This window comes from Erythrobacter litoralis HTCC2594 (assembly GCF_000013005.1).
Classification (GTDB): Bacteria; Pseudomonadota; Alphaproteobacteria; order Sphingomonadales; family Sphingomonadaceae; genus Parerythrobacter; species Parerythrobacter litoralis_A.
This window is the reverse complement of record NC_007722.1, coordinates 164,932-189,342: the sequence shown is the minus strand read 5'-3', so window position 1 is coordinate 189,342 and position 24,411 is coordinate 164,932. Positions and strand designations below refer to the sequence as shown.

23 protein-coding genes are annotated in these 24,411 nt (G+C 58.8%); 6 read left to right on the top strand and 17 right to left on the bottom strand.

Annotated features, from left to right (window positions below):
• Positions 1–43: 43 nt before the first annotated feature.
• From EL2594_RS00780 to EL2594_RS00760, 4 genes are all read right to left on the bottom strand, one after another.
• The gene (locus EL2594_RS00780; RefSeq protein ID WP_011413123.1) at positions 44–2,383 is read right to left on the bottom strand and encodes a type IV secretion system DNA-binding domain-containing protein; all 2,340 of its coding nucleotides are present in this window, start codon (positions 2,381–2,383) and stop codon (positions 44–46) included.
• Positions 2,373–2,702, bottom strand: a complete 330-nt coding sequence (locus tag EL2594_RS00775; RefSeq protein WP_011413122.1) for a hypothetical protein — start codon at positions 2,700–2,702, stop codon at positions 2,373–2,375. Before EL2594_RS00775 ends, EL2594_RS00780 begins: the two co-directional genes overlap by 11 nt.
• 642 nt (positions 2,703–3,344) lie before the next feature.
• Positions 3,345–4,516, bottom strand: a protein-coding gene (locus tag EL2594_RS00770) for an IS3-like element ISEli1 family transposase (RefSeq protein WP_155805911.1) whose coding sequence is annotated in 2 segments (ribosomal slippage) — positions 3,345–4,264 and positions 4,264–4,516 — 1,173 coding nt in all. Because the reading frame shifts where the segments join, the coding sequence is not laid out codon by codon here.
• A 58-nt stretch (positions 4,517–4,574) separates the two neighbouring features.
• The gene (locus EL2594_RS00760) at positions 4,575–4,907 is read right to left on the bottom strand and encodes an AAA family ATPase (RefSeq protein ID WP_011413121.1); all 333 of its coding nucleotides are present in this window, start codon (positions 4,905–4,907) and stop codon (positions 4,575–4,577) included.
• A gap of 109 nt (positions 4,908–5,016) precedes the next feature.
• Between EL2594_RS00760 and EL2594_RS00755 the strand changes: the two genes are divergently transcribed.
• The 4 genes from EL2594_RS00755 (at position 5,017) to EL2594_RS00730 (ending at position 11,972) form a co-directional block, all read left to right on the top strand.
• Positions 5,017–7,329, top strand: coding sequence for a hypothetical protein (locus EL2594_RS00755; protein WP_011413120.1), 2,313 nt, complete (start codon positions 5,017–5,019; stop codon positions 7,327–7,329).
• Positions 7,330–7,602: 273 nt separating this feature from the next.
• A protein-coding gene (locus EL2594_RS00745) for an IS3-like element ISEli1 family transposase (protein ID WP_155805911.1) occupies positions 7,603–8,774 on the top strand; the annotation gives its coding sequence in 2 pieces (ribosomal slippage) (positions 7,603–7,855 and positions 7,855–8,774; 1,173 coding nt in all).
• The gene (locus EL2594_RS00735; protein WP_155805909.1) at positions 8,687–11,554 is read left to right on the top strand and encodes an Eco57I restriction-modification methylase domain-containing protein; all 2,868 of its coding nucleotides are present in this window, start codon (positions 8,687–8,689) and stop codon (positions 11,552–11,554) included. Before EL2594_RS00745 ends, EL2594_RS00735 begins: the two co-directional genes overlap by 88 nt.
• Positions 11,547–11,972: a GNAT family acetyltransferase gene (locus EL2594_RS00730; RefSeq protein ID WP_011413115.1), complete on the top strand. Its 426-nt coding sequence runs from the start codon at positions 11,547–11,549 to the stop codon at positions 11,970–11,972. The genes EL2594_RS00735 and EL2594_RS00730 overlap by 8 nt, the downstream gene beginning before the upstream one ends.
• 1 nt (position 11,973) lies before the next feature.
• On the opposite strand, the gene EL2594_RS00725 is transcribed toward EL2594_RS00730, so the two are convergent.
• The 3 genes from EL2594_RS00725 to EL2594_RS00715 form a co-directional block, all read right to left on the bottom strand.
• On the bottom strand, positions 11,974–13,143 hold the full coding sequence (locus EL2594_RS00725; protein WP_011413114.1) for a site-specific integrase: 1,170 nt from the start codon (positions 13,141–13,143) through the stop codon (positions 11,974–11,976).
• A complete protein-coding gene (locus EL2594_RS00720; protein WP_011413113.1) occupies positions 13,140–14,132 on the bottom strand; it encodes a tyrosine-type recombinase/integrase in 993 nt (330 codons plus the stop codon). The genes EL2594_RS00725 and EL2594_RS00720 overlap by 4 nt, the downstream gene beginning before the upstream one ends.
• Positions 14,133–14,842: 710 nt before the next feature.
• Positions 14,843–15,064 (bottom strand): hypothetical protein, encoded by a 222-nt coding sequence (locus EL2594_RS00715; RefSeq protein ID WP_011413111.1) that lies wholly within the window; start codon positions 15,062–15,064, stop codon positions 14,843–14,845.
• Between the two features lie 346 nt (positions 15,065–15,410).
• On the opposite strand from EL2594_RS00715, the gene EL2594_RS00710 reads away from it, so the two are divergent.
• Positions 15,411–15,677: a DUF6437 family protein gene (locus tag EL2594_RS00710; protein WP_011413110.1), complete on the top strand. Its 267-nt coding sequence runs from the start codon at positions 15,411–15,413 to the stop codon at positions 15,675–15,677.
• 64 nt (positions 15,678–15,741) lie between these two features.
• Here EL2594_RS00710 and EL2594_RS00705 read toward each other — a convergent pair whose 3' ends face one another.
• The 4 genes from EL2594_RS00705 to EL2594_RS00690 form a co-directional block, all read right to left on the bottom strand.
• Positions 15,742–16,140: a single-stranded DNA-binding protein gene (locus tag EL2594_RS00705; RefSeq protein ID WP_011413109.1), complete on the bottom strand. Its 399-nt coding sequence runs from the start codon at positions 16,138–16,140 to the stop codon at positions 15,742–15,744.
• A 267-nt stretch (positions 16,141–16,407) separates the two neighbouring features.
• On the bottom strand, positions 16,408–16,677 hold the full coding sequence (locus EL2594_RS00700; RefSeq protein WP_011413108.1) for a hypothetical protein: 270 nt from the start codon (positions 16,675–16,677) through the stop codon (positions 16,408–16,410).
• Positions 16,678–16,993: 316 nt separating this feature from the next.
• The gene (locus tag EL2594_RS00695) at positions 16,994–17,416 is read right to left on the bottom strand and encodes a DUF6915 family protein (protein WP_011413107.1); all 423 of its coding nucleotides are present in this window, start codon (positions 17,414–17,416) and stop codon (positions 16,994–16,996) included.
• A gap of 11 nt (positions 17,417–17,427) precedes the next feature.
• Positions 17,428–17,886 carry a DUF6878 family protein gene (locus EL2594_RS00690; RefSeq protein ID WP_011413106.1) on the bottom strand — a complete coding sequence of 153 codons (459 nt, stop codon included), beginning with the start codon at positions 17,884–17,886 and terminating at the stop codon, positions 17,428–17,430.
• 310 nt (positions 17,887–18,196) lie between these two features.
• Here EL2594_RS00690 and EL2594_RS00685 point away from each other — a divergent pair, with 310 nt between their 5' ends.
• On the top strand, positions 18,197–18,391 hold the full coding sequence (locus tag EL2594_RS00685; protein ID WP_011413105.1) for a helix-turn-helix transcriptional regulator: 195 nt from the start codon (positions 18,197–18,199) through the stop codon (positions 18,389–18,391).
• Positions 18,392–18,462: 71 nt separating this feature from the next.
• Here EL2594_RS00685 and EL2594_RS00680 read toward each other — a convergent pair whose 3' ends face one another.
• The 6 genes from EL2594_RS00680 to EL2594_RS00655 all read right to left on the bottom strand — a co-directional run bounded on the left by EL2594_RS00680 (position 18,463) and on the right by EL2594_RS00655 (position 24,322).
• Positions 18,463–19,410 carry a DUF2493 domain-containing protein gene (locus tag EL2594_RS00680; RefSeq protein WP_011413104.1) on the bottom strand — a complete coding sequence of 316 codons (948 nt, stop codon included), beginning with the start codon at positions 19,408–19,410 and terminating at the stop codon, positions 18,463–18,465.
• A 276-nt stretch (positions 19,411–19,686) separates the two neighbouring features.
• Positions 19,687–20,406: an RES family NAD+ phosphorylase gene (locus EL2594_RS00675; RefSeq protein WP_011413103.1), complete on the bottom strand. Its 720-nt coding sequence runs from the start codon at positions 20,404–20,406 to the stop codon at positions 19,687–19,689.
• A complete protein-coding gene (locus EL2594_RS00670) occupies positions 20,378–20,755 on the bottom strand; it encodes an MbcA/ParS/Xre antitoxin family protein (RefSeq protein ID WP_011413102.1) in 378 nt (125 codons plus the stop codon). Before EL2594_RS00670 ends, EL2594_RS00675 begins: the two co-directional genes overlap by 29 nt.
• A gap of 39 nt (positions 20,756–20,794) precedes the next feature.
• The gene (locus tag EL2594_RS00665) at positions 20,795–21,223 is read right to left on the bottom strand and encodes a hypothetical protein (protein ID WP_011413101.1); all 429 of its coding nucleotides are present in this window, start codon (positions 21,221–21,223) and stop codon (positions 20,795–20,797) included.
• A gap of 11 nt (positions 21,224–21,234) precedes the next feature.
• Positions 21,235–22,164, bottom strand: coding sequence for an ArdC family protein (locus EL2594_RS00660; RefSeq protein ID WP_011413100.1), 930 nt, complete (start codon positions 22,162–22,164; stop codon positions 21,235–21,237).
• Between the two features lie 166 nt (positions 22,165–22,330).
• Positions 22,331–24,322 (bottom strand): ParB/RepB/Spo0J family partition protein, encoded by a 1,992-nt coding sequence (locus EL2594_RS00655; RefSeq protein WP_011413099.1) that lies wholly within the window; start codon positions 24,320–24,322, stop codon positions 22,331–22,333.
• Positions 24,323–24,411 lie beyond the last annotated feature (89 nt).

Below are 24,411 nucleotides of genomic sequence, written 5' to 3'. Positions count from 1 at the left end.
GCAGGATCACCTTTCGTAAGCCCTCCCCCTCATCTGGTCGGCGTCACATTTCGGGATCGTAGTCGCCGAGATCATGGTCGTGGTCGTGATCGCGGTCAGCACCCTTCCCTTGCTTCGCAGCGCCGCCCAGGAGCGATTTCTGCTGCTCCTCCTGCATCTTCTGGTCGGCTTTGCCGCGGGCGTCCTGCGCTCGCTGATGGGTCGCAGGATCGGGAACGTCGGACCGCTTCGACGGTGCAGTTTCCCGCTCCCTGTCACGATCCTCGTCGGTCTTGGAGGCCAAGGGAAGCTCGGACTGGGCGGGCCGAGGTGGGGCAGGAAGCGCGCCCCTTTGTCCTCCATCGCGAGGGCTTCGCGCTTTGGTTTGTTCCGGCAGCGCCTGCTTGGCGCTTGTGGATCGGCGATCTCGGCCTGGTTCCTTTTGCTGGTCCTTGCGGGGCCTCTTTGCGGGACGATTGGACTGATCGTGCTTGTCCATCATCCGGCGCGGATCACCGTCATTGTCGCTCGTTTCGGAAGCTCTGGTTGGCTGTGTCATGGTTCCCGCATCGCCGCTTGCGGACGCTGCCCTTTTTGGCATCTTGGGGATCTCTCGGGCGATGAAACCTTCTGCTACCCGGGGCCAATTTCGAGGCTGCAAGACGACCGGCGCCGCGGGAAATCCTTCAGGAAACTTGATGAAGCCGTGGAGGTTCTTGAGCCTCATCAGCTCGTCGGGAAGCAGCAGCGGGACCACCTGACGCCGCGGCGTAAGACTGACCGCATCGCGGGCGTTGTTGTAGCCGTAGCTGTAGCCTTCCTCCATCTCGCGAACCTCGCGGTGACCGATGACATCGGAACACCAGGTGGCGGTTTCGCGGTCGGCGGTACCGAGGATCAGCTTGGTGCGGGCGAGCGACGACAGGGTCATCGCCATGTTCTCACCGTAAACGTCCTTGAGCTTGGCAAAGGCATGGATGCCTGTCACGATCGCACCCCCGAAATTGCGCGCGGTCTGGAGGCCCTTCTCGAGCGAAGGCAGGCGGTGCAGCGCACCCAATTCGTCGATCAGGAACCACAGTCTGAGGTCCCGCGAACGCTCGCCCGCCATCAGCGTGTTGATCGATGTATCGAGCCACAAGGTGAGCAGCTGCGATAGCACGCTCATGTCGATGTAGCGCGCCGAGAGGAACAGGATCGAGCCGGGTTTTGCCGCCCCGTTTACCCATTCGCGGACCGAAAAGGGCACGCCCTCTTCGGGAAGCATCTGCAGCGCCTTGGCGTTGACGTTGAACACCGCGCGCACCGATTCCGCCATGCGTGCGGCGCTTGGCGTGCTGATCGGTCCCGCCATTGTGTCTTCGAGCAGCTGGTGCAGGTCGGAAAGATCGGCATTCATCAACTCGTGCGCGAGCGCGGCATTGGTGCCCCTTCCAGCCTCGGCGAGCTTGAGGCAGGTCTCGACGAACAGCGTGCGCGCAGCGAGCATCCAGAACTGTTCTGCGCCGCCACCATCATGAGGAACCAGGGACTCCGCCGCCGCATGGAATTCGGCGCGGGTCGTGCAATCGTTGAACACGCTCCATGCCGGACAGCGCGCGTCGAGCGGGTTCAGGATGATGTCGCGTTCGGGCTCGTAGAAGGTCTCGATGAAGGCCCCGGTCAGGTCGAAGATGACCGCGCGCTCGCCCCGTTGCCGGATCTCGTTCGCCAGCTCGGTAAGCACCACCGTCTTGCCCGTCCCGGTCGTGCCGACCAACATCGCGTGGCTCTGCTCGAGCCGCCAGGGCCAGCTGACACGGGCGAGATGGGCGGGAGCATAGAAGCCTGCATCGCGAAGGTAAGTGGAGCCCGCAAGTCGCCATTTCCAGCCCATAGTTTCGCCATATTCGCGCGAACGCGCATCGCGGTTGTGCCGTTCGATCTCGCGCTTCAGTTCGGAGAGGGTTGCCAGCTCCGCGCCGCGTACATGCTTCTTCTGCTTCGAGCGCTCACCGAAGCGCTCGGCGACCCACCAAAAGAGCAGGAAAAGGGGGGCAAGGATCAGTGCGGCAAGCCAGAGCGCGCCGACAGCTGTCGACCGGAAAAGCGTAACTGCCTCGCGCATTGGCGGGTAGTCCGTGACTACCGAAATGGGGAAAGCGACCATGCTGCCATCGGCCAGCTTGAGGTTCACGAGCTTGTCGGGATCGAACTCCATGAAGGCATATGCCGAAGAGTAGACATGCATCCACAGCAGGTAGATCTGGTGGTCGTCGAGCGCCCCGCTCACTTCCCAGTAGAGGAGGCCCACGGCGACCAGAATTGTGACGATCAGCGGCCCCTTGAGACCGGCCGCAAACATGAAACCGAAGTGGCCAAGGAGCTGGCTGCCGCGGGTGAAGTTGACGAGATTATGCTTCATCGTCGCCTCCCTGCGGCCGGGGTGCAACGATCCCGAGGCGCTCCAACCGACGCTGGTAGGCAGCGACCGTTTTCTCGCGCAGATCGGCATGCGGATGGTGCGTAAGCAGGGCGTCGAGCGCGACAGTGATGAAGATATTCTGGCGCACCGGATCGGTCGCCGGAGTCCTCAGGTCGGCTTCGGTCGCGCGGTGCCAGGCTTCAAAGATGCAGTCGCCAATGACGATGCTCGCGCTGACCCTGCGCTCGTCGGATTGTTTCCTGATCCATTCGGCGATCAGGGGCGTGACATAGGTCACGAACCGGTGGTGTCTTTGCATTTTTCCAAGTTCCTTGTGTTCAAAGAACCTGGCTCACCCTTCGAAAGGCAAGTGCCACTCTAGGCCGCCGCCAGGGGTGTAGGAAAACGGAAAATTCACGTCGCTTTTCAGCAGGCTAGACCGATCTGTGCCGACTCGGCACGGACGAGCGAGCAACTGGACCGCATCCGGCACAGAAGATGTCACTAGCGATTTCTGGCAAATTCGCGAAGCAATTCCGCGCCTTCCATTGCAGCACCCGCTGCGTACGGTGTGCTGTCAAGTTCAAATGTGTACGGGCGTTTCCGGCAACTTGGAGCAAACGCTCAATACACTGAATTTCTAACCTTAATTTTGGAGCGGGAGCAGCTAGCCACCTCTGGGGCATACTTAGGCAATAAGCAAAGGACACTTCGGGCAACCCCTCAGCCTTAGTTGACTGAGCATCATATCTCTATTCTGAACCCCAATGGTTGCCCTCACCCCTTTGGCGAGGGACTAAATTTTAGATCAACCTGCGCCAGGGCCGCGTCCAAAGCATGGTGATTTGACGAGCCTTCATTGGCCAAATGAGCGCGAAGTAAGCGGCCAAATACACTCATTCTGCGTCCAGAAGTTGGCTGATAGTCTGTGACGTGACCCCCAGCTTTCCCCCAGCTGGGATTAGAGCCGGGCGGTTGTTTTGCGCATAAGCGCGATTGAAGCAATGGGCTGCGTAGTGGAGCCCGTAGGGCGTAGCGAAGCAGGCCATTGCTTATCCAGTTCGGCGGCGAACGCCGCCGGTGTTGCGTAGCCAAGCGATGAGTGCGGTCGCTCCCGGTTGTAATCATCCACCCAGGCGGCGATCTCGACACGGGCATGGGCCATGCTCATGAACAGCGTCTCGTTGAGCAGTTCGTCCCGCATGCGACCGTTGAAGCTCTCGACATAGCCATTCTGCATCGGCCTTCCGGGCGCGATATAATGCCACTCGACGCCGATCTCGCCGCACCATGCCAGCACGGCGTTGCTGGTGAGCTCGGTTCCGTTGTCGCTGACGATCATGCCGGGCTTGCCACGCTGGGCGATCAGCTCGGTCAGCTCTCGAACGACACGGCGACCAGAGATCGACGTGTCCGGCACCGCTGCCAGACACTCCCTTGTCACGTCATCGACCACGTTGAGCACCCGGAACCTCCTGCCCGACGCCATCTGGTCGTGCACGAAGTCCAGGCTCCAGCGCTGGTTCGGTAAGGCGAGCACCGGAGCAGGTGCCCTCGTGCCGACTGCGCGCCTGCGACTGCGTCGACGCCTCACCGCCAAGCCTTCCTCCTTGTAGAGCCTCTGGGTCTTCTTCCGGTTGATCATGATCCCCTCCCGGCGCAGCAGGATGTGCAGACGGCGATAGCCGAACCGCCGTCGCTGGTTGGCCAGCTCGCGCAGCTTCTCACGCAGATCGGCGTCATCGCCCCGGGTGGAACGGTAACGCACGCTCTTGCGATCGGCATCGATGACACGGCACGCCCGCCGCTCGCTCATCCCGTGGCATGCCTGAAGATGAGCGACAGCTTCCCGCTGCGCGGCGGGCGTCAGAACTTTTTTGCCAGAAGATCCTTCAACGCCGCTTTGTCCAGCATCGTGTCGGCCAGCAGGCGCTTGAGCTTGGCGTTCTCGCTCTCGAGCTCCTTGAGCCGCCGGGCATCAGACACCTCCAGCCCACCATACTTCGACTTCCAGTTGTAGATCGTCGCTTCCGAAACCCCGTGTCGCCGGGCCAGGTCGGCGGTCTTCGCTCCCGCCTCCGCCTCCTTGAGCACGCCGATGATCTGCTCTTCTGAAAACCTCGTTCTCTTCATCTCGTCCGTCCTTCTGTCAGGGCCGGACTCTAATCCAACTTGGAGGAAAATCAGGGGGTCACGTCACCAGACGACCATCGTTGTTGAGCAGAAATTCAGACACGAGATTTGTTTCATAATCAGTGTCCAAAATGACATCTTGGAGACTATCGAACTCGCAAGTGATGCGCACATTCGTTGGGTCGCCAGTCTTACAAGCGTCGTCTCGATCAAGTTTTGCGACCTCAAAGAAGATCGCGAGAGCATCCATTATGGCGGATTTGCCAACGTCATTCCGCCCCACAAGAGCTGTAAGATTCTCAATGTCGATGCTGATCGGCTCACGATAGCAACGAAAATTCTCAATTGTGACCTTTGCAAGCTCCACGATATTCCCCGACAGCCAGAACAAGCTTCTACTATCTTCTCAGCCTAGCATCTTGCTGAAGTTTTGAAATTGAATGTTGGTCTCCAAAATGGCGCGTTGGCATTTTTTCAACTGTCGCTTACGAGCGTTGTAAATGGCTCAAGGAAAGAACATTTTAGGGCAAGCTGGGGGCACGGCTGCTGCGAAAAACGCAACCCCGCTGGCGCAGGCTCAGCAGATTGATTTCGCGCTTCACACTTTAGGCTGGAAGGCTTTTCAAGACTTGGCTGTGGCGGTCGCTGCCGAGGTGCTCGAACGCCCAGTGCAAACCTTTCTGCCTTCTCAAGATGGCGGGAGAGACGGCGCGTTCTGGGGCACATGGCCGGGGGCACCTGATGTACCGGAAGCCAAATCAACTATTCAATGCAAATTCACTGGAAAACCGAGTAAGACGCTCAAGCTGAGCGACATTTCGGGCGAACTCTCCAAAATCGACTCGCTGAAGTGTCGTGGGCTGGCCCACGATTACGTATTGCTGACCAATGCTGGAGTTTCGGGCCAAGCTGAAGGGGAAATGGTTTCAGCCATTGAGGCAGCGGGCGCTACGCGAGCTAGGGTGTTAGGAAGAGATTGGCTGACCGAAGAAATCAGATCACGCCCTCGGCTACGCATGATGGTGCCGCGGCTCTATGGTCTTGGGGATCTTTCTCAGATAATTGACGAACGCGCGTACACTCAGGCTAGATTTATCCTAAGCTCAATGGGCGATGATCTGGCAGCGTTTGTTACTACAGCGGCGCATCGACAGAGCGTTGAGGCATTGCAAAAGCATCGTTTTGTTTTGCTATTGGGTGATCCTGCTAGCGGCAAATCCACGATCGGGGCCAGTTTAGCCGTGGGTGCCCTCGACGATGGTGCGATTGGCACCGTTCGGATTTCTGACGGGCCAGGGTTTGAGCAGCACTGGAATCCGAATGAACCTTCTCAGTTCTTTTGGATCGACGACGCTTTTGGCGAAACGCAGTATCAGCGTTCCAGGGTCGATAGCTGGAATAGCCGACTAAAAATGATGCACGCTGCAGTGAAGTCAGGAGCGAGGGTGCTTATGACCTCCCGCACCTACATCTGGAATTCTGCGAAGTTTGACCTGAAACTTGGCGAATTTCCACTCCTATCGAACAGCCAAGTCATCATCGATGTCCAAGGTCTGACTGATTTAGAGAGAGCGCAGATCCTCTACAATCACATAAGACTGGGCGAACAGCCGATCTCGCTCAAAAGAAAGTTGAAGCCCTTTTTACCCTCTGTGGCGACGAATACGAACTTCCTCCCGGAAACCGCTCGCCGCCTTGCTTCACCGTATTTCACGGGAAAGTTGTCGGTAAGTCGCGACGGGTTATCGGACTTTTTCGAAAGGCCGATCGAGTTCTTACGAGATGTGCTGATAGGATTAGCCGAGCCCGAACGCGCTGCCGTCGCTTTGATCTTTCTTCATGGCCCTACAGGCGTACCATCTCCTATTGCCAATTCTACTGAACTAACGACGGTCTACCGGCTTACGGGCGTCCCGCTCGCTGACGTCGCAAGAGCAATGGAGGCCTTGCGAGGAAGCCTAACCCTACTTGTCGAGGCACCCGACGGTCCACGTTGGGTTTTCAAACATCCCACTGTCGCCGACGCTTTTGCCGAAATAGTGTCTGGATCGCCGGAAATGATTGAATTGTATGTCCGTGGAGCAAAATTAGAGAAGCTTCTGAGCGAAGTTGTGTGCGGGACAACGCAGTTGCCTGGCGCCAGCGTTCATATACCCCGAAGCCTGTACGATACTCTGATTGATCGGATGCAGGAGAGAGAACTCTCAGATCGTGATCTACTGCGTTTCGCGGCGCATCGTGGAGATGATAGTTTCCTGGAACGCTACTTTGGACGCTTGGAAGACCCGCTAGCAATAGCCGAACGCATCAATTCTGATATGTATTTCAGCGCAGAACTTGATTTCGTCGCAAAGGCGCATGCTAGAGGCCTGGCCGATCAGGGACTGCGTGCCGCTACCGTCGAGCGAGTGACGGAGCTTTGCCTAAATTGGGCGGACGCTACCCCCTTCAAGGACGAAATGGTTCAGGGCCTATTTGAGGCTAAGGAATTGCACGACCTCTCAATCCGGTTCCGCCATGAGATTGTCAATGAGTATGGACTGGAACCACAGGAGTGGGATGAGAGGTTATTGACCGGCGATCGTGCTCGACATCTCCAAGATCTAAAGGAGGCCATCCAGGGGTTCGCTGCATTCGGTCAGAATGACGCTGAACTCTTAGATGAATGCGCAGCTGCCGAGGTGGCCATTGATGACTATGCAGCAACGCTCGATGATGACGATGAACCAGACACTCCCAGTGCACCTGCCAGCGCGTCGAAACTCAGCCCGACAGAGCAACTTTCTGTAATTTTTGAGGATGTTGATGATTGAAATTGGAAATGGTTTGTCGCGAAAAGCCGCTTTGCGACGCCACTGGTCCATGCGATAGGGGACCGATGTCAACACCCGCAGTCATTGTCGAACTTGTCGAGCGCTTTCGACTTCATAAGGAAGCGTATCAAGCAAGCTCATACAACGAGACGCAAGTCCGGCGCGAGTTCATCGATCCATTTTTCAAGGCTCTGGGTTGGGACATAGTGACGTGACCCCCTGATTTTCCTCCAAGTTGGATTAGAGTCCGGCCCTGACAGAAGGACGGACGAGATGAAGAGAACGAGGTTTTCAGAAGAGCAGATCATCGGCGTGCTCAAGGAGGCGGAGGCGGGAGCGAAGACCGCCGACCTGGCCCGGCGACACGGGGTTTCGGAAGCGACGATCTACAACTGGAAGTCGAAGTATGGTGGGCTGGAGGTGTCTGATGCCCGGCGGCTCAAGGAGCTCGAGAGCGAGAACGCCAAGCTCAAGCGCCTGCTGGCCGACACGATGCTGGACAAAGCGGCGTTGAAGGATCTTCTGGCAAAAAAGTTCTGACGCCCGCCGCGCAGCGGGAAGCTGTCGCTCATCTTCAGGCATGCCACGGGATGAGCGAGCGGCGGGCGTGCCGTGTCATCGATGCCGATCGCAAGAGCGTGCGTTACCGTTCCACCCGGGGCGATGACGCCGATCTGCGTGAGAAGCTGCGCGAGCTGGCCAACCAGCGACGGCGGTTCGGCTATCGCCGTCTGCACATCCTGCTGCGCCGGGAGGGGATCATGATCAACCGGAAGAAGACCCAGAGGCTCTACAAGGAGGAAGGCTTGGCGGTGAGGCGTCGACGCAGTCGCAGGCGCGCAGTCGGCACGAGGGCACCTGCTCCGGTGCTCGCCTTACCGAACCAGCGCTGGAGCCTGGACTTCGTGCACGACCAGATGGCGTCGGGCAGGAGGTTCCGGGTGCTCAACGTGGTCGATGACGTGACAAGGGAGTGTCTGGCAGCGGTGCCGGACACGTCGATCTCTGGTCGCCGTGTCGTTCGAGAGCTGACCGAGCTGATCGCCCAGCGTGGCAAGCCCGGCATGATCGTCAGCGACAACGGAACCGAGCTCACCAGCAACGCCGTGCTGGCATGGTGCGGCGAGATCGGCGTCGAGTGGCATTATATCGCGCCCGGAAGGCCGATGCAGAATGGCTATGTCGAGAGCTTCAACGGTCGCATGCGGGACGAACTGCTCAACGAGACGCTGTTCATGAGCATGGCCCATGCCCGTGTCGAGATCGCCGCCTGGGTGGATGATTACAACCGGGAGCGACCGCACTCATCGCTTGGCTACGCAACACCGGCGGCGTTCGCCGCCGAACTGGATAAGCAATGGCCTGCTTCGCTACGCCCTACGGGCTCCACTACGCAGCCCATTGCTTCAATCGCGCTTATGCGCAAAACAACCGCCCGGCTCTAATCCCAGCTGGGGGAAAGCTGGGGGTCACGTCAATAGATAACGAGCAAGGCTACGCCGAAGCCTACAAGGATGTTGTGCACGAAGATGCCGTAAAGATCGGTGGAAACACTAAGGCCCCCGACTATGCTTTCCGTGTCGGGGGAACTCGGAAATTCTTCCTCGAAGCCAAAAAACCCGCGGTCAATATCAAGCAAGACGTCGGTCCCGCCTTTCAATTGAGACGGTATGCTTGGAGCGCAAAATTACCACTCTCCATCCTCACTGACTTCGAGGAACTCGCTGTCTACGATTGCCGGGTCAAACCAGAGAAAACTGACAAGGCTAGCGTAGCGCGCACCGCGTACTACACCTTCGACGATTACGTCGAAAAATGGGATGAAATCGCTGCAATCTTCTCTCGTGAAGCAGTCCTGAAAGGTTCTTTCGATAAGTATGCGACCGACAATCGACGCAAACGGGGTACGGCGGAAGTCGATGACGCATTTCTTGAAGAAATCGAAGGATGGAGGGCCGCGCTAGCTCGGAACATCGCACTTCGAAACCGCCAGCTGGATGTGCGAGAGCTGAACGCTGCCGTTCAAAGAATTATTGATCGAGTTGTGTTTCTGCGGATCGCTGAAGATAGAGGCATCGAAAAGTACGGACAACTTCAGAAGCTTTCTACAGAAAAGGAAATTTACGGTAGTCTGACCGCGCTCTTCCTCAAGGCGGATGACCGTTACAATTCAGGACTATTTCATTTCAATAAGGGCGATGGCTCGGCTGAGACCTTGGACACCTTTACGCTCGATCTTACGATCGACGATAAGGTTCTTAAGCCAATATTGAAGAGCCTCTATTACCCGGAGAGCCCATACGAGTTCTCGGTTCTCCCGGCTGATATTCTAGGTCAAGTCTATGAGCGCTTTCTAGGCAAGGTCATCAGGCTTGCTGGTTCTCGAGCGATCATCGAAGAAAAGCCGGAGGTGAAGAAGGCCGGGGGGGTTTACTACACACCAGCATACATCGTCGATTACATAGTCAAAAACACCTTGGGGAAATTACTTGAAGGGAAGACACCCGCGCAGGCTTCGGGTGAGGATAAGCGTACGAAAAACCCGGCGCCCGTTCGTGTTATTGATCCCGCTTGTGGCTCAGGCTCGTTCCTGATCGGCGCCTATCAATATCTGTTGGATTGGTATCGCGATGCATACGTTTCCGACGACCCTGCCAAATACACATCGGGCAAAGAGCCGAAGCTGCTTGAAGTCGGAAAAGATGATTGGCGCCTAACGATTGCAGAACGCAGACGGATACTGCTGACCCACATTTTCGGAGTGGATATCGACACGCAGGCCGTCGAGGTGACAAAGCTCTCGCTTCTCTTGAAAGTGCTTGAGGGTGAAACTGCAGATGCCATGGCAAGGCAGATGGATTTCTTTAGAATACGGGCGCTTCCAGATTTGGGCCAGAACATCAGATGCGGCAATTCGCTCATAGGAAGTGACTTTTACAAAACTTACTCATACTCGCTCTTCTCGGACGATGATCACATTGCGATGAATGTGTTCGATTGGGAAATTGAATTCCCTTTCCTAGCCGATACTAAGGGGTTTGACTGCGTCATCGGAAACCCACCGTACCTCTTCTCTGCTGGAAAGGATCAAGCTCTATATTATCAGAAACGATACCAGCTCTCAGAGTACCAAACAGATTTTTATGTTTACTTTATTGAAAAGGGGACTCACTTACTTAAACCTGACGGCATCTTGGCCTACATTGTCCCGGATTCTTGGCTAAACTCTGCCAATTTTTCACGCGTGCGACACAGCTTGCTGAACGAGTGGTCGACCGCTGAACTCAGCATTTTCGAATACAAGGTGTTCCGCGATGCCAACATCGAGAACACTGTATTTTTCACTCGCAATGCTAAGCCATCGAAGAAGCTCGACATTGTGAGATTCACATCACCTACAGAGTTTGAGACCATGAGCACATTAGATGTCGCTGACATCAATCGCCTCGGTCTAATCAATCCTCGCTACGACAAACGCGCTGAGCGCATCATCTCTCGCCTTGACGAAAAATTCGCCAACTTTGGGAGTTTAGTGCGGCTGAATCGCGGCCTACATGCATATCGCACAGATGGATATGGTTCTAGTGCGTTCGGAAAAGGCCCCCAAACGAAACGCGATAAAACCGAAAGATCCTATCATGCCGACACACGTCTAAATAAGACTTATCTCCCTGAGGTAAGAGGGCGTGACGTATTTTGGCTCAACCATCGCTACTCAGGCCAATTCGTCTCTTACGGTGATTGGTTGGCAGAACCTCGCGATCCAGACTTCATGAAAAAACCAAAGGCCGTTTTTAGGAAGACCCTAGGTCCCATTCTTTCCGCCGCTTTCATCGAAGAACCTGCCGCGATCGATCAGGCTTTATACATAGCTATTAGTAAGAGCGACGACACGGAAGCCCTGATGACAGCGCTTGGCGTGCTCACAAGTCCGCTGGGTGCATGGTATCTGCGAACGAAGTACGCCATCTATGACAAGCTGCATCCGTGGTACACCAAAAAGCAGTTGGAGGAATTTCCCATGATTCCAAGTTCGGCAAAGATTGCCGGATTGGTTTCGGATCTGACGGCGGTGAATAGCGAGGAAGTCGCGGCAAAGCTTGAGTCCGACAAGCGGCGACTTCGGCTCAAGCAAACCATTTTGAGAGACAAGGTATGGGAACTTGTGGCATCCGCTTATGGGCTGTCCGACAAAGAACGATCCTTCATTGCTGCCAATGGTTGATATTCTCGTTTATCAATCGAGACATTTCTCAGAGGTGGAGAAACTTTGGGCGAAAGTTTTTCCAGGCGATCCTCCTTGGAACCATGCCGAGAATGCAATTCCAGAGAAGCTGAGGGTACAGCCAGAACTGTTTTTGGTCGCCGAGGTTAAAGGTAATATCGTTGGAACCGCCATGGCGGGTTACGACGGTCACAGAGGTTGGCTGTATACGATCGCCGTCGAACCATCTCATCAGCGTCGTGGTATTGGATCACGACTTTTGAAAGCGGCTGAGAGAAAGCTCCTTCAGATGGGGTGCAAGAAAATAAATCTGCAAATCAGGGCCGATAATGACGCTGTCAGCGAGTTTTATCGCTGCCACGGCTATGCAACGGAAGAGCGCATTAGCATGGGAAAACGTGTCTTCGACCAAACCTAGTTCAATCTCTTTTTGGTGTGAGATTGTGCTCGATGATCTTGCCGACGTGGCGTGTCGCGATAAGAGAACTGCGATCATCGAAATGTGCGTACCGTGCCGTGGTGCCGACATCTCGATGACCAAGCAGTTCGCCGATCATCGGAAGGGTCTCGGCTGAACGCGCAGCTAGGCTAGCATAGTTGTGCCGAAGGTCGTGCAATCTCAAATCCTCGATGCCCGCTTCCACCCTCAGCATGCGCCAGAACCAATCGATTGCAGAGACGGGCAGCACATCGAACTGGAAGACGCGCTCATGGCCCCTTCTGCGCGGCAAGCGATCAATCACTGCCCTCGCCTCTTTACCAAGCCATATGACACGTGGCCCAGTCTTTGTATCGGTCAGCTTAAGCTTGCGCCCCTGAACCTCGCCCCAAGTGAGATTGAGAATTTCACCGCGCCGACATCCAGTCAAAGCGAGAAGCGAAATGACCGCCACCTCATTGGGTTTGTCGGCTCGATGCTGTGACAAGGCTTCTCCAAGACGGGCCATCTCGGCTTGGCTCAGAAAGCGTTCGATCTTCCGCCCCTTGTTGCGCTTGACGCCACGAAAGGGGTTTGAGTGCTCTGGGAGATAGCCCCATGCCTCCGCCTTGCCGAACATCGCCTTTAGGATTTCCATAGCGCGGTTTGCAGCGCCCGGTCCTGCCGTGCGTGTTAACATTGCATGCCAGCGCACAGCATCAGCATGGCTGATCTCGTCGATGAACTTTCCGGCGAATGCATGTTCCAAGTGCGTTCGACGGTAGATGTCATGTATCTCAAGGGTGGATGGCTTCCAGGCCGGAGCTGCAACCTCCCAATAGTGCCGAAGAAAGGCAGCATAGGTCGGCGTCTTCTTGCCGCGTTGTTTCCTGTCTGCCGGGTTCTGGCCCAGTTCGATCCTCAAGATGAGGCGACGCGCAACATCCTTGGCGATCCGCTCGGTTAGGATAGCCGCATCGCCTATGGTGATGAGCCTCTGCTTGCCGCCCATTGTGCGCTGAAGAACGTAGCTCTTCCTGCCGGACGGGTGGATGCGCTCGCCAAATCCGGGAAGGACGTAATCGAATTTCGTGCGGCGCTTTCCGGCATCGCCCGGAACGATGCGCGCCAGCTCCTCGGCAAGGATACGCTTGAGATCATAGCTGGTCATGCGGTCATCCCCATTGAGCTTGCGAGGCTGGAACAGATGCGGTCAGCGCTTTCCGAAATCACCTCGTCAGCAAGGTGCGCGTATCGTGCCGTCGTTTCAGGAAGCGCATGGCCGAGTAGCTTGCCGATGGTCGCAAGCGGTATGCCTTTCGCTATGGCCACCGAAGCAAAGCTGTGGCGGAGATCATGCAGGCGCACATCGGGCAAGGCTGCCTTGCGCCTGATCTTCTCCCAGTGCTGGCCTAGGTTGATCGGCACCTCGCGATACATTGCCGGGAACACGAGCTGATCGTCTCCGCGCCGTTGCAGCCCATCGAGCACAGCGATTGCCTGCGGGTTGAGGTAGATCGTCTTCGGCCCCGTCTTGCTATCAGGCAACGCAAGGCGGGGCAACTCGACATAGCGCCAGCGCAGGGTCGCAATCTCTGAAACCCGTGCACCGGTATAGATCAGCAACAGCAAAGCTGGGACCACGAACGCATTGGCACCATTGTGCTCTGCCAGCACCTTGCCGAGCCTTCGATATTCATCGGCCGACAGATAGCGTTCCGGCAGGTCCCGCTTGAAACGAGAGACACCGCGACACGGGTTGGTGTTCTTCTCGCGATAGCCGAGCTTCTCGGCATATTGCATCATAACCGACAGGACCGGGATGCTGCGATTAAAGGCTCCTCCCACGTCAGCCATGCTGTCTCGCCAGCGATTGATGTCGGCCCGTTCAATCGCATCGACCGAGAGTGCCCCAAACCGTGGTATCAGCCGTTTGTCGATGTAAGCCCGAGATGCATCGCGCGTGGAAGGCTTCCAATGCGGTGAATAGTCGAGCCAGAACTCCTCCGCGAATTCTGCAAAGAGTGGAGCCTTAAGCTTCTCTGGAGCAGTAGGCAGATCGGCAAGTGTCGCCTTGATGAGCAATCTGCGCGCGGCAGCGCGCGCGGCGGGAGCGCCTAACGCACCTGCCGCCACTCCCGCGCTTCCCAGCGTCACCATTCGCTGCACGCCTCGCGGCCTGTGCTTTACGATCCACGTGAGATGTCCCGACTTGCGCTTGCGAAGTCCGAAGCCGGGAAGCTCTGTATCCCATGTGATGCCGACCGGAAGAGACTTTCGCCGCGCAACATAGCCGGTCAGTTTGAGACGATGGGACTGCCTGCGGCGGGATACTGCTGTGCCTTGGCTACCACCTGATTGCTCAGTCTTTCGGACTTGCGATGCTTCTGTTTCTTCGTGCCTTTTTGCCATTCCATGCAGCTACCGCTGCGTACGGTGTGCTTGTTTTGTTCCCCAATGCGCGACTGTTTCCGGAAACCATGGCGTTTTGCTTTTCGGGGGGTACTGTCTGCCCTACCGATCGATGCGTGAGCAATCGAAGACCGGTCGGTTTTCGTTCCAAGGGCACAATGACAAATCTACCTCGAGACGAGAACCGCACCCCCGGCAAGGCGTCGGCAAAGGAGCGCGTGCGAGGCCAGGGACCGGGGGCTGTCGGTTCCGCCAGCCTCGCGCCGCTACGACCCGGTGCCGAGAGGGAGTGCGTGCGGGACCCACGGACAAGAACGCCGCGCCCGCAGGAGCACCGCTGCAGGCGGTGCGGGATCGAGCGCGTCATAAGTCCCGCTCCGCTTTTCGCCCCAACTCTTCCACCGGCGACCATGAAAATAGGGCAGGAACCGTAACCGGCTCCTGCCCTCGCTTGGTCGTCAGAATTCGTCGAGCATGCCGCCGTGCACAGTATGAACCACCCGGCTCGCCAGATGTGCCGGCAAGGCGTTGTAGTCGCCCTCGTCGAGAGCGAAGTATCCGAGATCGTCGTCTTCCACGACGTGCTGGTCGAAGAAGCTGTGCAAGGCCCGCCGTTCGGCAGTGGCGAGTGCTTCGAAGTAGCTGTTCGAGCCTGATTCAAGATTGCCAAGTGTAGTCATGATTTCCTCCTGATGTCTGTCGGTGAGACGACACGAGGAAGGCGGATGGGCGCGGTGCCGGCGGGTCAGGGATCGCCCCGCACGGGCGACCGCGAAGCGGCGGTGGGGGCAACGATTTTGTTGGACCGAAGCGCGAGCGCAGGGGAGGCAAAATGGTGGGGCCCCGCCGTCCTTGACGCGCCGGTGCCGGGCCCGTCACCCTTGAAAGTCCGTGAGCCAGGCCCCTCCCCCCGCCCGATGAAGAGCGCCCGTGCCAGTCACCTGCAAAAGGACTTTCCTACAGGGCCTTGCCTGTTCCATTTGAACCCGCGGGAGGAACGCAAAGGGGGAGTAAGGATGAACTCCAATGCCATCGAACCGCAGCGCCGTTGCCGCCCTTAGAAAGCTCGAAGCCGACCAGGCAGCCCTCGACCAGCGTAAACAGCAACTCGAAGAGCAGGCCGCGCTTGAACTTGGTCGCGTGATCCTCGGAACAGGTCTCGAGGCTTTCTCGAAGAAGGGATTGTCCAGGGTCGCCGCCGAGTTGGGCAAGCTCGGGGAAGAGGGGGCTCTGCGAAAGCTCGTTTCGTCTGCGCCGTCGTCTTCCCGATCCGGGCAGACGCCATCGGAATAAACATGAGAAAGGGGCCCTGTCCGCTGGGACAGGACCCCTTTCGGATGGAGATCGACGGGAGAGGTCAGTCGATCTCGGGAGCGTCGGTGTTGTCGCCTTCTTCGCCGGAGCCGTTGCCGCGAGAAAGGAAGTCGACCTTGTCGGCGAGGATTTCGGTGCCGTAGCGCGTGACCCCGTCCTTGTCCTCCCACTGGGTGTAGTGGATGCGGCCCTGGACCGATACCAGCTGGCCCTTGGAGCAGTACTGCCCGACGGTCTTGGCGAGGCCGTTGAAGCAGGTCACCCGGTGGAACTCGCTTTCCTTGGCGGTGTAGCCGTTCTCATCCTTGTAGGTCTTGCCGTCCTTGTCGCGTGCGGGGCGATCGGTGACGACGGTGATCCCGGTGACATTTGTGCCACCCTTGGTCTCGCGGGTGTCCGGATCGCGGGAGATGCGGCCGGTGAGAATTGCGATATTGGTCATGGTGATTGTCCTTCAGTTCCTCAAACCGGAGACCATCTCCGGCTTGCGAACATCCAGAAGAATCAGGGCATGGGAGGACTGCACCGCAGGCCTGAAGGGCCGAAGGGAAACCTGTTCATGACGGGTGGTGCGGGCAGGCAGCGCAGCTGCCAACACGGCCGGAAAGGAACGGGTTGCCGTCCTCAGCTGACCTGATTCAGGACTGTTCGCGACAAAAGCCGGATGGGTATCGGGTGCGGGTCTGAAGGTGCCAAGACCCCGCTGCAATCAGCCTGCCTCATCGCCCTCCGACGCCGCCAGGAGATCCATGAAGTTGCGAGCTGCTTCCCGGTCTTCCTCGCTTTCGAACGCCACGTCGAGATCGGGTGCGGACCCGAACATGTGCAGGAATGACCACAGTGCAAAGCGCTTGCCCCGGTCCTCCTCGAGGCCGAGATCGACCCGGCAATGCTCGATGCCGGCTGACAACGTGTCAGGGGCAACCCCGGAGAGGTCGGTGGTGGCAAAGTAGCGCTGCAGCAGATCGTCAAGTTGCATGGTTGATGCCCATAGCGGCGGGTGAATGGGACAGAAATGGTAAAGCACGAGGACACAATCAATCGCGCAATCAGGCTCTGCGAGGGTACAGAACCGGGAAACCTTGTCGGGGCTTGACTTGCGGGAACAGTTTCAATGCAAGCCGGACTATTGCTTCCCGTCGCTTTGCTACAATCGACCCGTCACAAATTGGTGGTAAGGACGATTCGCGACCCGAAGGGCTCGAAGCGAAGCGACGAGTTCTCTCCTTATGGGCGGCTCCCTTGGGGCCGCCCATTTTTTGTCTGGCACGAAGCCGTCCCGCGTCAGATGATGCTCAAATCGCGACCCGGATTGTTTCGTCTGAAGCAGGAAAGCGGGGCGGGATGTCGACCCCAACTGCGGTCGGCGAAGCATCGAGAGGCGCCGTGTCGACAGGGTGCCCCTTGAGCATCCAGCGCTCCGGCTGGATCAACCGCGCCCAGTCCGCAAAGGATGGAATGAGCCCGAGGTCCTCGATCACATGCTGTTCGCCCACGAGACGTGTGGGAACGGTCTTTCCATCGGCGTTGATGAGGGTCGCACCGAACAGATTTTCGAGCATGAAAATCCCTTCGGCATGATGCCGCAGGGCTCTGTGACGCGGATCGGCAAGTATGCTTTTCGACTGGTCGAACCACTGGTGGAGATCGAGGTAATCCTCGACCACTCCGCCCCATTTCCGGACCGAGGAGAGCGCATGGTAATAGCAATGGGCCATGATCTTTCTCCTTAGATCTTGGTGACCTGCTCATCGTAATCGATGAAACGGGTGCGGCATTCGAGGATGAAAGTCCCGGCCGCGACATCGATCTCGAGCGCTCCGGCTGAACCTTCGTTGATCTCCCAACCGGGATGATGCAGTTCGAGCGCGATACAACCGATCTCTTCCAAGGCATCTGAGAGCGGGATGGTCCTGGGCGGCTCGGTTTCACTCTCTCCGCCGTCAGGCGCGGCAACCTGTACCTCAGGGCAATCGGCAATGCTGGCGTCGGCAGAAAGACAGGTGATGTCGTCGATCGAACCGCTGTCACCGTAACCATCGAAGGTGATCTCAACGCTTGCGATTTCGGCCGTGCGCAAGGCAGCAAGCGTCACGGCCTTGAGATGATCGAGTTTCAACTTGCGCTTCTCGTGGCGCTCTTCCTGGCGAGACGCAAAATCCGCGATCATGCTGGTCATATCGGTCATCGAAACCTCCTGATGAATGGCGCTCGTTCGAACCGCTCGAACCGATGCGCGCCCCCAGGATGTCCCCTCTCCTCTGTCCACTGATCGGGTGTGGTGCCCCCAAACGATATTTGTTCGTTTTTTGTTCTTTCCTACACCCAATGCAGGGGTTTAGGCACCAGAGCATCGACGGCGCCGACACACTTTCGGGAGATGGCTCGCGGCTGAAATCACCATGAGAAGCAATCGCTTATGGAGAATGTCAGCGGTTCATCCGGTCAAAAAGGCGAGACGGTGTCGCCGATGGGCAATCCAAGCAAAGGACAATGACATGCAACAATCCGAACTTCTTTCCTGCCAGGACGTCATGCGTCTCACAGGAATTCGCAGCCGGGCGACCATCTGGCGGCGCATCAAAAAGGGCACGTTTCCAAACCCGGTCGATATCGGTTCCGGACGAATTCGCTGGCGCGTGGCCGAGGTTGAAAACTGGATCAACGACCTGCCCATTCGCACATATCAGTAAGCGAAGGGTCCATGCTGCGGGGCTCCGGAATAATTGCGCAAAATCCGGCAGCATGGAAGATGGCTGGAGGGTCAACGGGCCTGAGCATGAACCGGCTTTACGCCCACTGGCCCGCGACGATCGACCACGGTAATCCGCTGCTTCTTGGCGTCGATCACCAGGCGCTCGGTGACACCATTGCCGGGAAAGGCCACGACGTAGCGGGGATTAAGCGAGAGCATCTGCTCGTTGCGTTTGAACCCGGCACGGGCCCCCAGTCGGCGATCGAGTGAGAAAGTGAGCTGCTGAACCTCATGCCGTTCGGCCCATGACGCAGCGAGCCTGTCGGCACCCTTGCTGTCACCGCCATGGACGAGGACAAGATCTGGAACATTGGCGCGAACCTTGTCGAGCGTGGCCCATATGTTCGATGCATAGGCCTTGGCGTCTTCAGTGGTCTCGAAGCGGCTGCGACCGCCGGTAAAGATCACCGGCGTTCCTTCAGGCATATGCGCTGCCTGACGCCGTTCGGCCCGTGCCCGCAGGAAATCGCGCGCATCGATCACGGCAGATGTCAGCGACTTTGCATGGCTCGCACGGGATCCGGAAACGGGCTTCCACGAAGAACCGGTTTCGTCGCGATAGAGGGAAGCCGCAATTTCGCGCATCTGCTCGAATGCCTGCATGCTCGCTTCGGCGGCCTGGGCGCGCGCGGTCTGTTCCTCGAGATTGGAGGAATGAATTTCCGAGCCATCGGCGGACGCGAGCAGGACCCGGATCTCGTCAGATGCACGGTCAAGCTGGGCCGATTTGCGGCTGGCAGCGCGGTGGAACAGATTGACCAGCCCCCAGGCGATGTCTTCGCTGTCGGCTTCGAGCGCGGTATCGGCAAAGAGCGCGAAGAGATCGGACCAGACGGCACCAAGTGTCTGCGCCGTGGCATCCTCGGACGGGAAGTCAGTTGCATCGAAAGGTGCCGGAGCGATAGTGAAGCCTGTCAGGTCGAGGTCGGCAAGCTGGGAAGCGAAGCTGTCATACATATCGAAAATCCTCCTTGAGCTTGGCGGCAAGCCTCAAGGCAAGGATTTGCGTGAGACCTGTTCGCCGTGCCCCTCAAGGACCGCGCGAAAGGGATCGCCGCACCGCGTGAGCGGGAAACCTCGCAAGGCAAGGCTGGCGCGGGCCACACGGGCCGCAGCCTTGCGCGGGTTGCGGCGAGCCCTGTCCGGTCCACAGGGCACCACGGATCAGCGAACAGGCCTAAGCCAATGACGGGCGCGCGGGCGCCAGCTGAGGTGTGGGAGATAGGCTGTGAACTATGCGAGCCCGAACTGTTCAGGACTGAAGGTCAGCACCTCATCATGCGGAAAGGCTGCGATCGCCGTCAACCGGCCCGCCTCATGGCGCAGATGCCAGCCCCGTCCGTAATCCGGCTCCGATTTGGCGAAACATGCCGGATCGAGCAGCGCGAGATTCATGCCATCAGGGTCGCGTACGGAAGCAGCGCGAATGCCCTGCCCTCCGGCCTCGCGCACCTGTGCGGCAAGGTCCTGGCATGCCGAATAGTCGTCAGGGTCCAGCCAGCGCTGACGATCAGCAACGAGCGGCGGCCGGGTCGTATCGGTCAGCCGGGTAAGCGACACCGGCACCGAGAAGCTCAAATGCTCGCTTGTCCGGTTACCGGGCACAAATCCGGGCGAACGGCTGACAAATTTGAGCCGCCAGTAAGCGGTCTCGGCAATCGCGGTGCGCTCGGCTTCGCTGGCGTAGAAGATCCCGGGACGCTCGTTCGGACGGCGGAACCGGCTGGCCACCGTGTGGCCATAGCGGAAAGGGGAAGCGAGGAGGTAATGCAACCCGCGTGCTGCCTTGGGAAGATCGGGTTTGGCGGCGTCGGCCAGTTCCTCGAGCCGCTGTTGTTCGGCGAGGCTCGACGCCAGACGGTTGGTCGAGATCCGATGCTGCGCTTCAACCACGCGCCACACAGTGCGACGGTAGCGGCGAAACTCAGACGCGAGCGCGGTGGGCGTCCACATAGTCGCACACGGTAATCAGACCCCTGAAGCTGTCGATCAGGTCGATCGGCCGGGCCTCGAGATCGAGATTGGGCGTGGTGAGCCAGGCGCGCGCAGAGAGGTCATCGCTTCCGAGCAGTGCGTCGAGCGAACGGAACAGTCGCAGCAGGAACTGGCCCGCTTCAAAGGACTTCGAAGTCGGGTCGAGCTCGGCCTTCCCGGAGCGCAACCGCGAAGCGGTCGCTTCGGACAATCCTAGGATTGTTCCAAGCTTGGCGTTGGTGAAACCCCAGAACCCGGCAATCTTCGAGACTGCCGAGGTGAGGACCTTGCCGTCATCGATCTGCGGCTCAAGCGGCTGCGTTGCCATAACTCATCCTTTCAATTGCACGATATATATCAATATCACTCAATTGCAAGGCCGTTCTCGTTCAAAGATCGCTTCGCCATTCGAGAACCGCCCGATCATGCGCAGCTCGCCAAACAGGTCGAGGAACCTTCCCGAGACCTGGCCAAGCCAGTGTCGAGCCCTCGCCGTCCGTGGGTTGTATACATCGGCCTCCCAGTACCGGGCATCGTCGCGCTCGGCGAGCCAGATCGCGGCGAGCCCGCACCAGGTCGATATGCCGCAATCGGCATAGGCATTGCGCAGGAGGATACGGTCCTCGCGGCCACGCCATCCATCGAAGCGCAGAAAGGAAGGAAAGGCCGCCTTCGCAGTATCGATGATCTCGTCGACGAGGCACTCGTAGGCCCAGTCGACATCTTCGTCTTCGCCGTCATCAAGCAGGCGAAAGGCCACCACGGAGCCGGTCGGATAGCTGACGGAACGTCCCATTTCACCTCTCCTCAGGCTGCATCAGCGAGATCGATGTTGGGTTCGCTTTCGCCGGATTGGTGACCACCAAGGTCAAGCAACAGGCTGGCCGCTTCCTCGGCCTTGGCCGCAGCGGTCAGGATCGCGCGCTCGTCCGATTTGAGGATCTTGAGCCAGGACGCGATGTAGCTGGCGTGATGGTCGAGGTGGGTGACCGGAAGACCCAGTTCGGCCCCGAGGATGGCCGAGGACAGTTCGGCGATCAATTCCTCGGCAGCATAGGCGTCGCTGCCGAAGCGGTTCTTGAGATCGCGGTCGAGCCGCGAAGAATGCCCCGTCCAATGCGACAGCTCGTGCGCGAGTGTCGCATAGTAGTGGTCGTAGGCTTCGAAGAGTTCGGCTGGCGGCATGGTGACCCGGTCGCGCAGCGGTTCGTAATAGGCCTGCGCACCATGATGCCGCAGGTCCGCGCCGACACGCGCGAAGAAGGCATCAAGCCGGTCTTCGCGCCCTTCGGGTTCAAGCGCGGCGACGAGTGGCTTGGGATGGTAGAAGTCGGGGAGGCCGTCGCACTGGTCAGCGTTGAACACGGCATAGGCCTTGAGCACGCGCCGGTTTTCGGTATCGGCCTCGCCTGCGGCGTTCTCGACTTCCTTGGTGTAGCTCTTGTAGAAAATCGCGATGGTCGACTTCTCGCCCTTGCGGACCTGTCCACCAAGCGCCTGACACTGGCGGTATGTCATCCAGTACGGCGAAGTGTAGCCACAGCCATCAGCCACCATCCACAACCAGAAGGTGTTCATGCCGCGATAGGGCGTTCCGCAGGAGCGCAACGGACGTGAAACCGGCACACCGCGCCACGGCTTGACCCAGGGCTTGGTGCCATGCTCGAGCTTCTCGATGATGGCGGCGGTAATGCGCTGGGCAGGCGAAACTGAAGCAGCGCGGCGGGACTTGGTCATGGGAGTTCTCCTGATTGCCGGGACGGGCATGTCCCGGTTCAGGAAGAGCAAAGCACCCTCCCCTCTCCGCCTCTGAGGCAGGCGATATTCTGCGAAAACGCGAAAAGGCGGCCCGTCCCGATTGGGACGGACCGCCCGCCGAGTGACCTGGGCCTGTCAGGAGGGGTCAGGCAGCCTGCTCGGCAATCTCGTCAGTCGCGTCGCCGCTGATCGTTTCGTCGGCCTCGTTGTCAATCGACGCATTTTCCTCGAGATCGGCAGGAACGTCAGCATCGTTGAACCGCATGATCGAAGGAACCCAGGCTTGTGACCGTTCCTTGACCTCGGCCTCGCCGATGAAGTTGCCAGAGAAAATGCGTTCGGCTGCGCTCGCCAATTCGGCCTTCTTGGAGGCAGCGTAGCGACTGACCAGCTCCGGACCGCCCGCAGCATCGAGCGCTTCGAGCGTGCGGGCCTTAGCCACCCGGTCGAAGTAGTTCGCCGCCGTTGGCCGCCACCAATGCGCGGTCTGGATTTCAAGGAGGGAGCCCAGCGCCTCGTGCATCGGCACCGAGCGCTCGCTTTCGCAGGCCAGGCTCGCAATCAGAGTGCGCGAGACGACATGGCCGAGCCAGGCCGAGCGCACTTCGTCAGACAGTGCCCGGAACCTCGCAAACCGCTCGACATCGCTTTCGCCAGCACGCCAGCTTTCGTCGAGCGATCCCGCAAACTCGGCCAGCGCCGCACTCGCCGGTGCATCTTTGGCCTCAAATCCGGTGACCGGGCCGGACGCGACAGACCCGACAAGCGTCGACGCCTTCCTGGCGCGCCAGTCATGCCCATCGGCATCTGCAAGTGTGAAGACCATGAAGTCGAGCGCCAGTGCCGGATCGTTGGCGAGATGGATCGCCAGGATATCGCGGCGTTGCATCGCAAGCTCGTCGAGTAGGCGCTGCGACAACGAGCTTCCCTTGGGCTTCGCCGCACCGCTCTCTTCAATGGGCTCGACCACGCCTTCGTCAGCGGTGACTTCGGTCTCGGTGTAGTACTGTGGGACCAATGTCGGCTCGCCATTGCGCGAGAGGACGAGGAAGGCGCCGGCTTCGGATTTCAGTTCGTCGGCGAGTACCGGCGGCCGGTCATTGAGCGCGCGCATGGCGCGGTCGATCACCACGAGTTCCTGTTCGGCCTTGGCGACCTCGTCCTCGTCGCTGTCTTCGTCTTCGAGCACGGCGGCGACGCGATCGTAGTCGGCCTCAAGCTCGCCGAGCTCCTTCGCTTCCTGTTCGGTCATCGGCGCAGGCTCGCATGGCAGACGGCCGAGACCTTCGACGAGGTCATGGCTGACGTAGTTACCAAGCGTCGGGCGCACCCAAGCAAGGCCATGTTCGAGCGCGGCCTTTTCGGCGGCTTCATCCATGGCCTTGTGCGCGAGATCTTCGAGCAGCGCGACATCGATCCAGCTCTCGCTGGCATCATCGTCGAACAGTTCGCGCTCGATCCGGCCACCTGCAGCGAGGTAGGCATCGCGTCCGACGAGGACAGCGCGTGGATCCGAACCGCGTACTGTGGCATCGAGGACCATACGGCGGATCGTGTCGGGCGTGATCTGGTACCAGGCGTCCTGCAGCTCGGCATAGACATGCGCCTGGCGCTCCACGTCGGAGATCGCGCCGTAGGCCTTGGCCATGTCGAGCGTGATCGTGCCTTCGGCGAGTGCTTCGAAGACGCAAGGCGCGAGACTTGCCAAACGCAGGCGCCCTTCGACGAACCGGACGGTGAGGCCGAAGCGGCGCGCCACGTCTTCGGTGGTAGCCCCCGCCTCGATGATGGAGGCGAAGGCCTGCGCCTCGTCGGCCGGGTTCATCGCGAGGCGCTGGAAGTTCTCGGCAAGACTGGCTTCGCGCACTTCGCTTTCCTCGCCTTCGATGACGAGGCAGGTGACCTCGTGGTTTTCGGACAAGGTGCCCTCGTCGGCCAGCGCCTGCAGCGCGGCGAGCCGACGACCGCCGGCCTCGACCTCGAACTTGCCGCGCTTTCCTTTGCGCACGACGAGGTTCTGCAACAGGCCGCGCGCGGCAATGTCTGCCCGCAGCTGGAGGTCGGCCAGCACGTCGCTAGACTTGCGAACGTTGCGCGGGCTGGGAACGAGCTTCTTCAAGGGGATCGACTGGATCATGGGTGTTCTCCTGATGGAATGAAGGCGCAGGTGAGGATCACGAGGCCCACAAGCCCAAAGGGCTCCCTCCACTCTCATTCTGAGATTGG

Coding starts and splice junctions, on each gene's coding strand:
- EL2594_RS00695 (WP_011413107.1), bottom strand. CDS start 17,416: ATGGCCCATTGCTATTACCATGCGCTCTCCTCGGTCCGGAAATGGGGC.
- EL2594_RS00655 (WP_011413099.1), bottom strand. CDS start 24,322: ATGATCCAGTCGATCCCCTTGAAGAAGCTCGTTCCCAGCCCGCGCAAC.
- EL2594_RS00780 (WP_011413123.1), bottom strand. CDS start 2,383: ATGAAGCATAATCTCGTCAACTTCACCCGCGGCAGCCAGCTCCTTGGC.
- EL2594_RS00730 (WP_011413115.1), top strand. CDS start 11,547: ATGGTTGATATTCTCGTTTATCAATCGAGACATTTCTCAGAGGTGGAG.
- EL2594_RS00685 (WP_011413105.1), top strand. CDS start 18,197: ATGCAACAATCCGAACTTCTTTCCTGCCAGGACGTCATGCGTCTCACA.
- EL2594_RS00680 (WP_011413104.1), bottom strand. CDS start 19,410: ATGTATGACAGCTTCGCTTCCCAGCTTGCCGACCTCGACCTGACAGGC.
- EL2594_RS00690 (WP_011413106.1), bottom strand. CDS start 17,886: ATGACCGATATGACCAGCATGATCGCGGATTTTGCGTCTCGCCAGGAA.
- EL2594_RS00710 (WP_011413110.1), top strand. CDS start 15,411: ATGCCATCGAACCGCAGCGCCGTTGCCGCCCTTAGAAAGCTCGAAGCC.
- EL2594_RS00660 (WP_011413100.1), bottom strand. CDS start 22,164: ATGACCAAGTCCCGCCGCGCTGCTTCAGTTTCGCCTGCCCAGCGCATT.
- EL2594_RS00715 (WP_011413111.1), bottom strand. CDS start 15,064: ATGACTACACTTGGCAATCTTGAATCAGGCTCGAACAGCTACTTCGAA.
- EL2594_RS00725 (WP_011413114.1), bottom strand. CDS start 13,143: ATGACCAGCTATGATCTCAAGCGTATCCTTGCCGAGGAGCTGGCGCGC.
- EL2594_RS00720 (WP_011413113.1), bottom strand. CDS start 14,132: ATGGTGACGCTGGGAAGCGCGGGAGTGGCGGCAGGTGCGTTAGGCGCT.
- EL2594_RS00735 (WP_155805909.1), top strand. CDS start 8,687: ATGGCCTGCTTCGCTACGCCCTACGGGCTCCACTACGCAGCCCATTGC.
- EL2594_RS00700 (WP_011413108.1), bottom strand. CDS start 16,677: ATGCAACTTGACGATCTGCTGCAGCGCTACTTTGCCACCACCGACCTC.
- EL2594_RS00670 (WP_011413102.1), bottom strand. CDS start 20,755: ATGGCAACGCAGCCGCTTGAGCCGCAGATCGATGACGGCAAGGTCCTC.
- EL2594_RS00755 (WP_011413120.1), top strand. CDS start 5,017: ATGGCTCAAGGAAAGAACATTTTAGGGCAAGCTGGGGGCACGGCTGCT.
- EL2594_RS00665 (WP_011413101.1), bottom strand. CDS start 21,223: ATGGGACGTTCCGTCAGCTATCCGACCGGCTCCGTGGTGGCCTTTCGC.
- EL2594_RS00705 (WP_011413109.1), bottom strand. CDS start 16,140: ATGACCAATATCGCAATTCTCACCGGCCGCATCTCCCGCGATCCGGAC.
- EL2594_RS00775 (WP_011413122.1), bottom strand. CDS start 2,702: ATGCAAAGACACCACCGGTTCGTGACCTATGTCACGCCCCTGATCGCC.
- EL2594_RS00675 (WP_011413103.1), bottom strand. CDS start 20,406: ATGTGGACGCCCACCGCGCTCGCGTCTGAGTTTCGCCGCTACCGTCGC.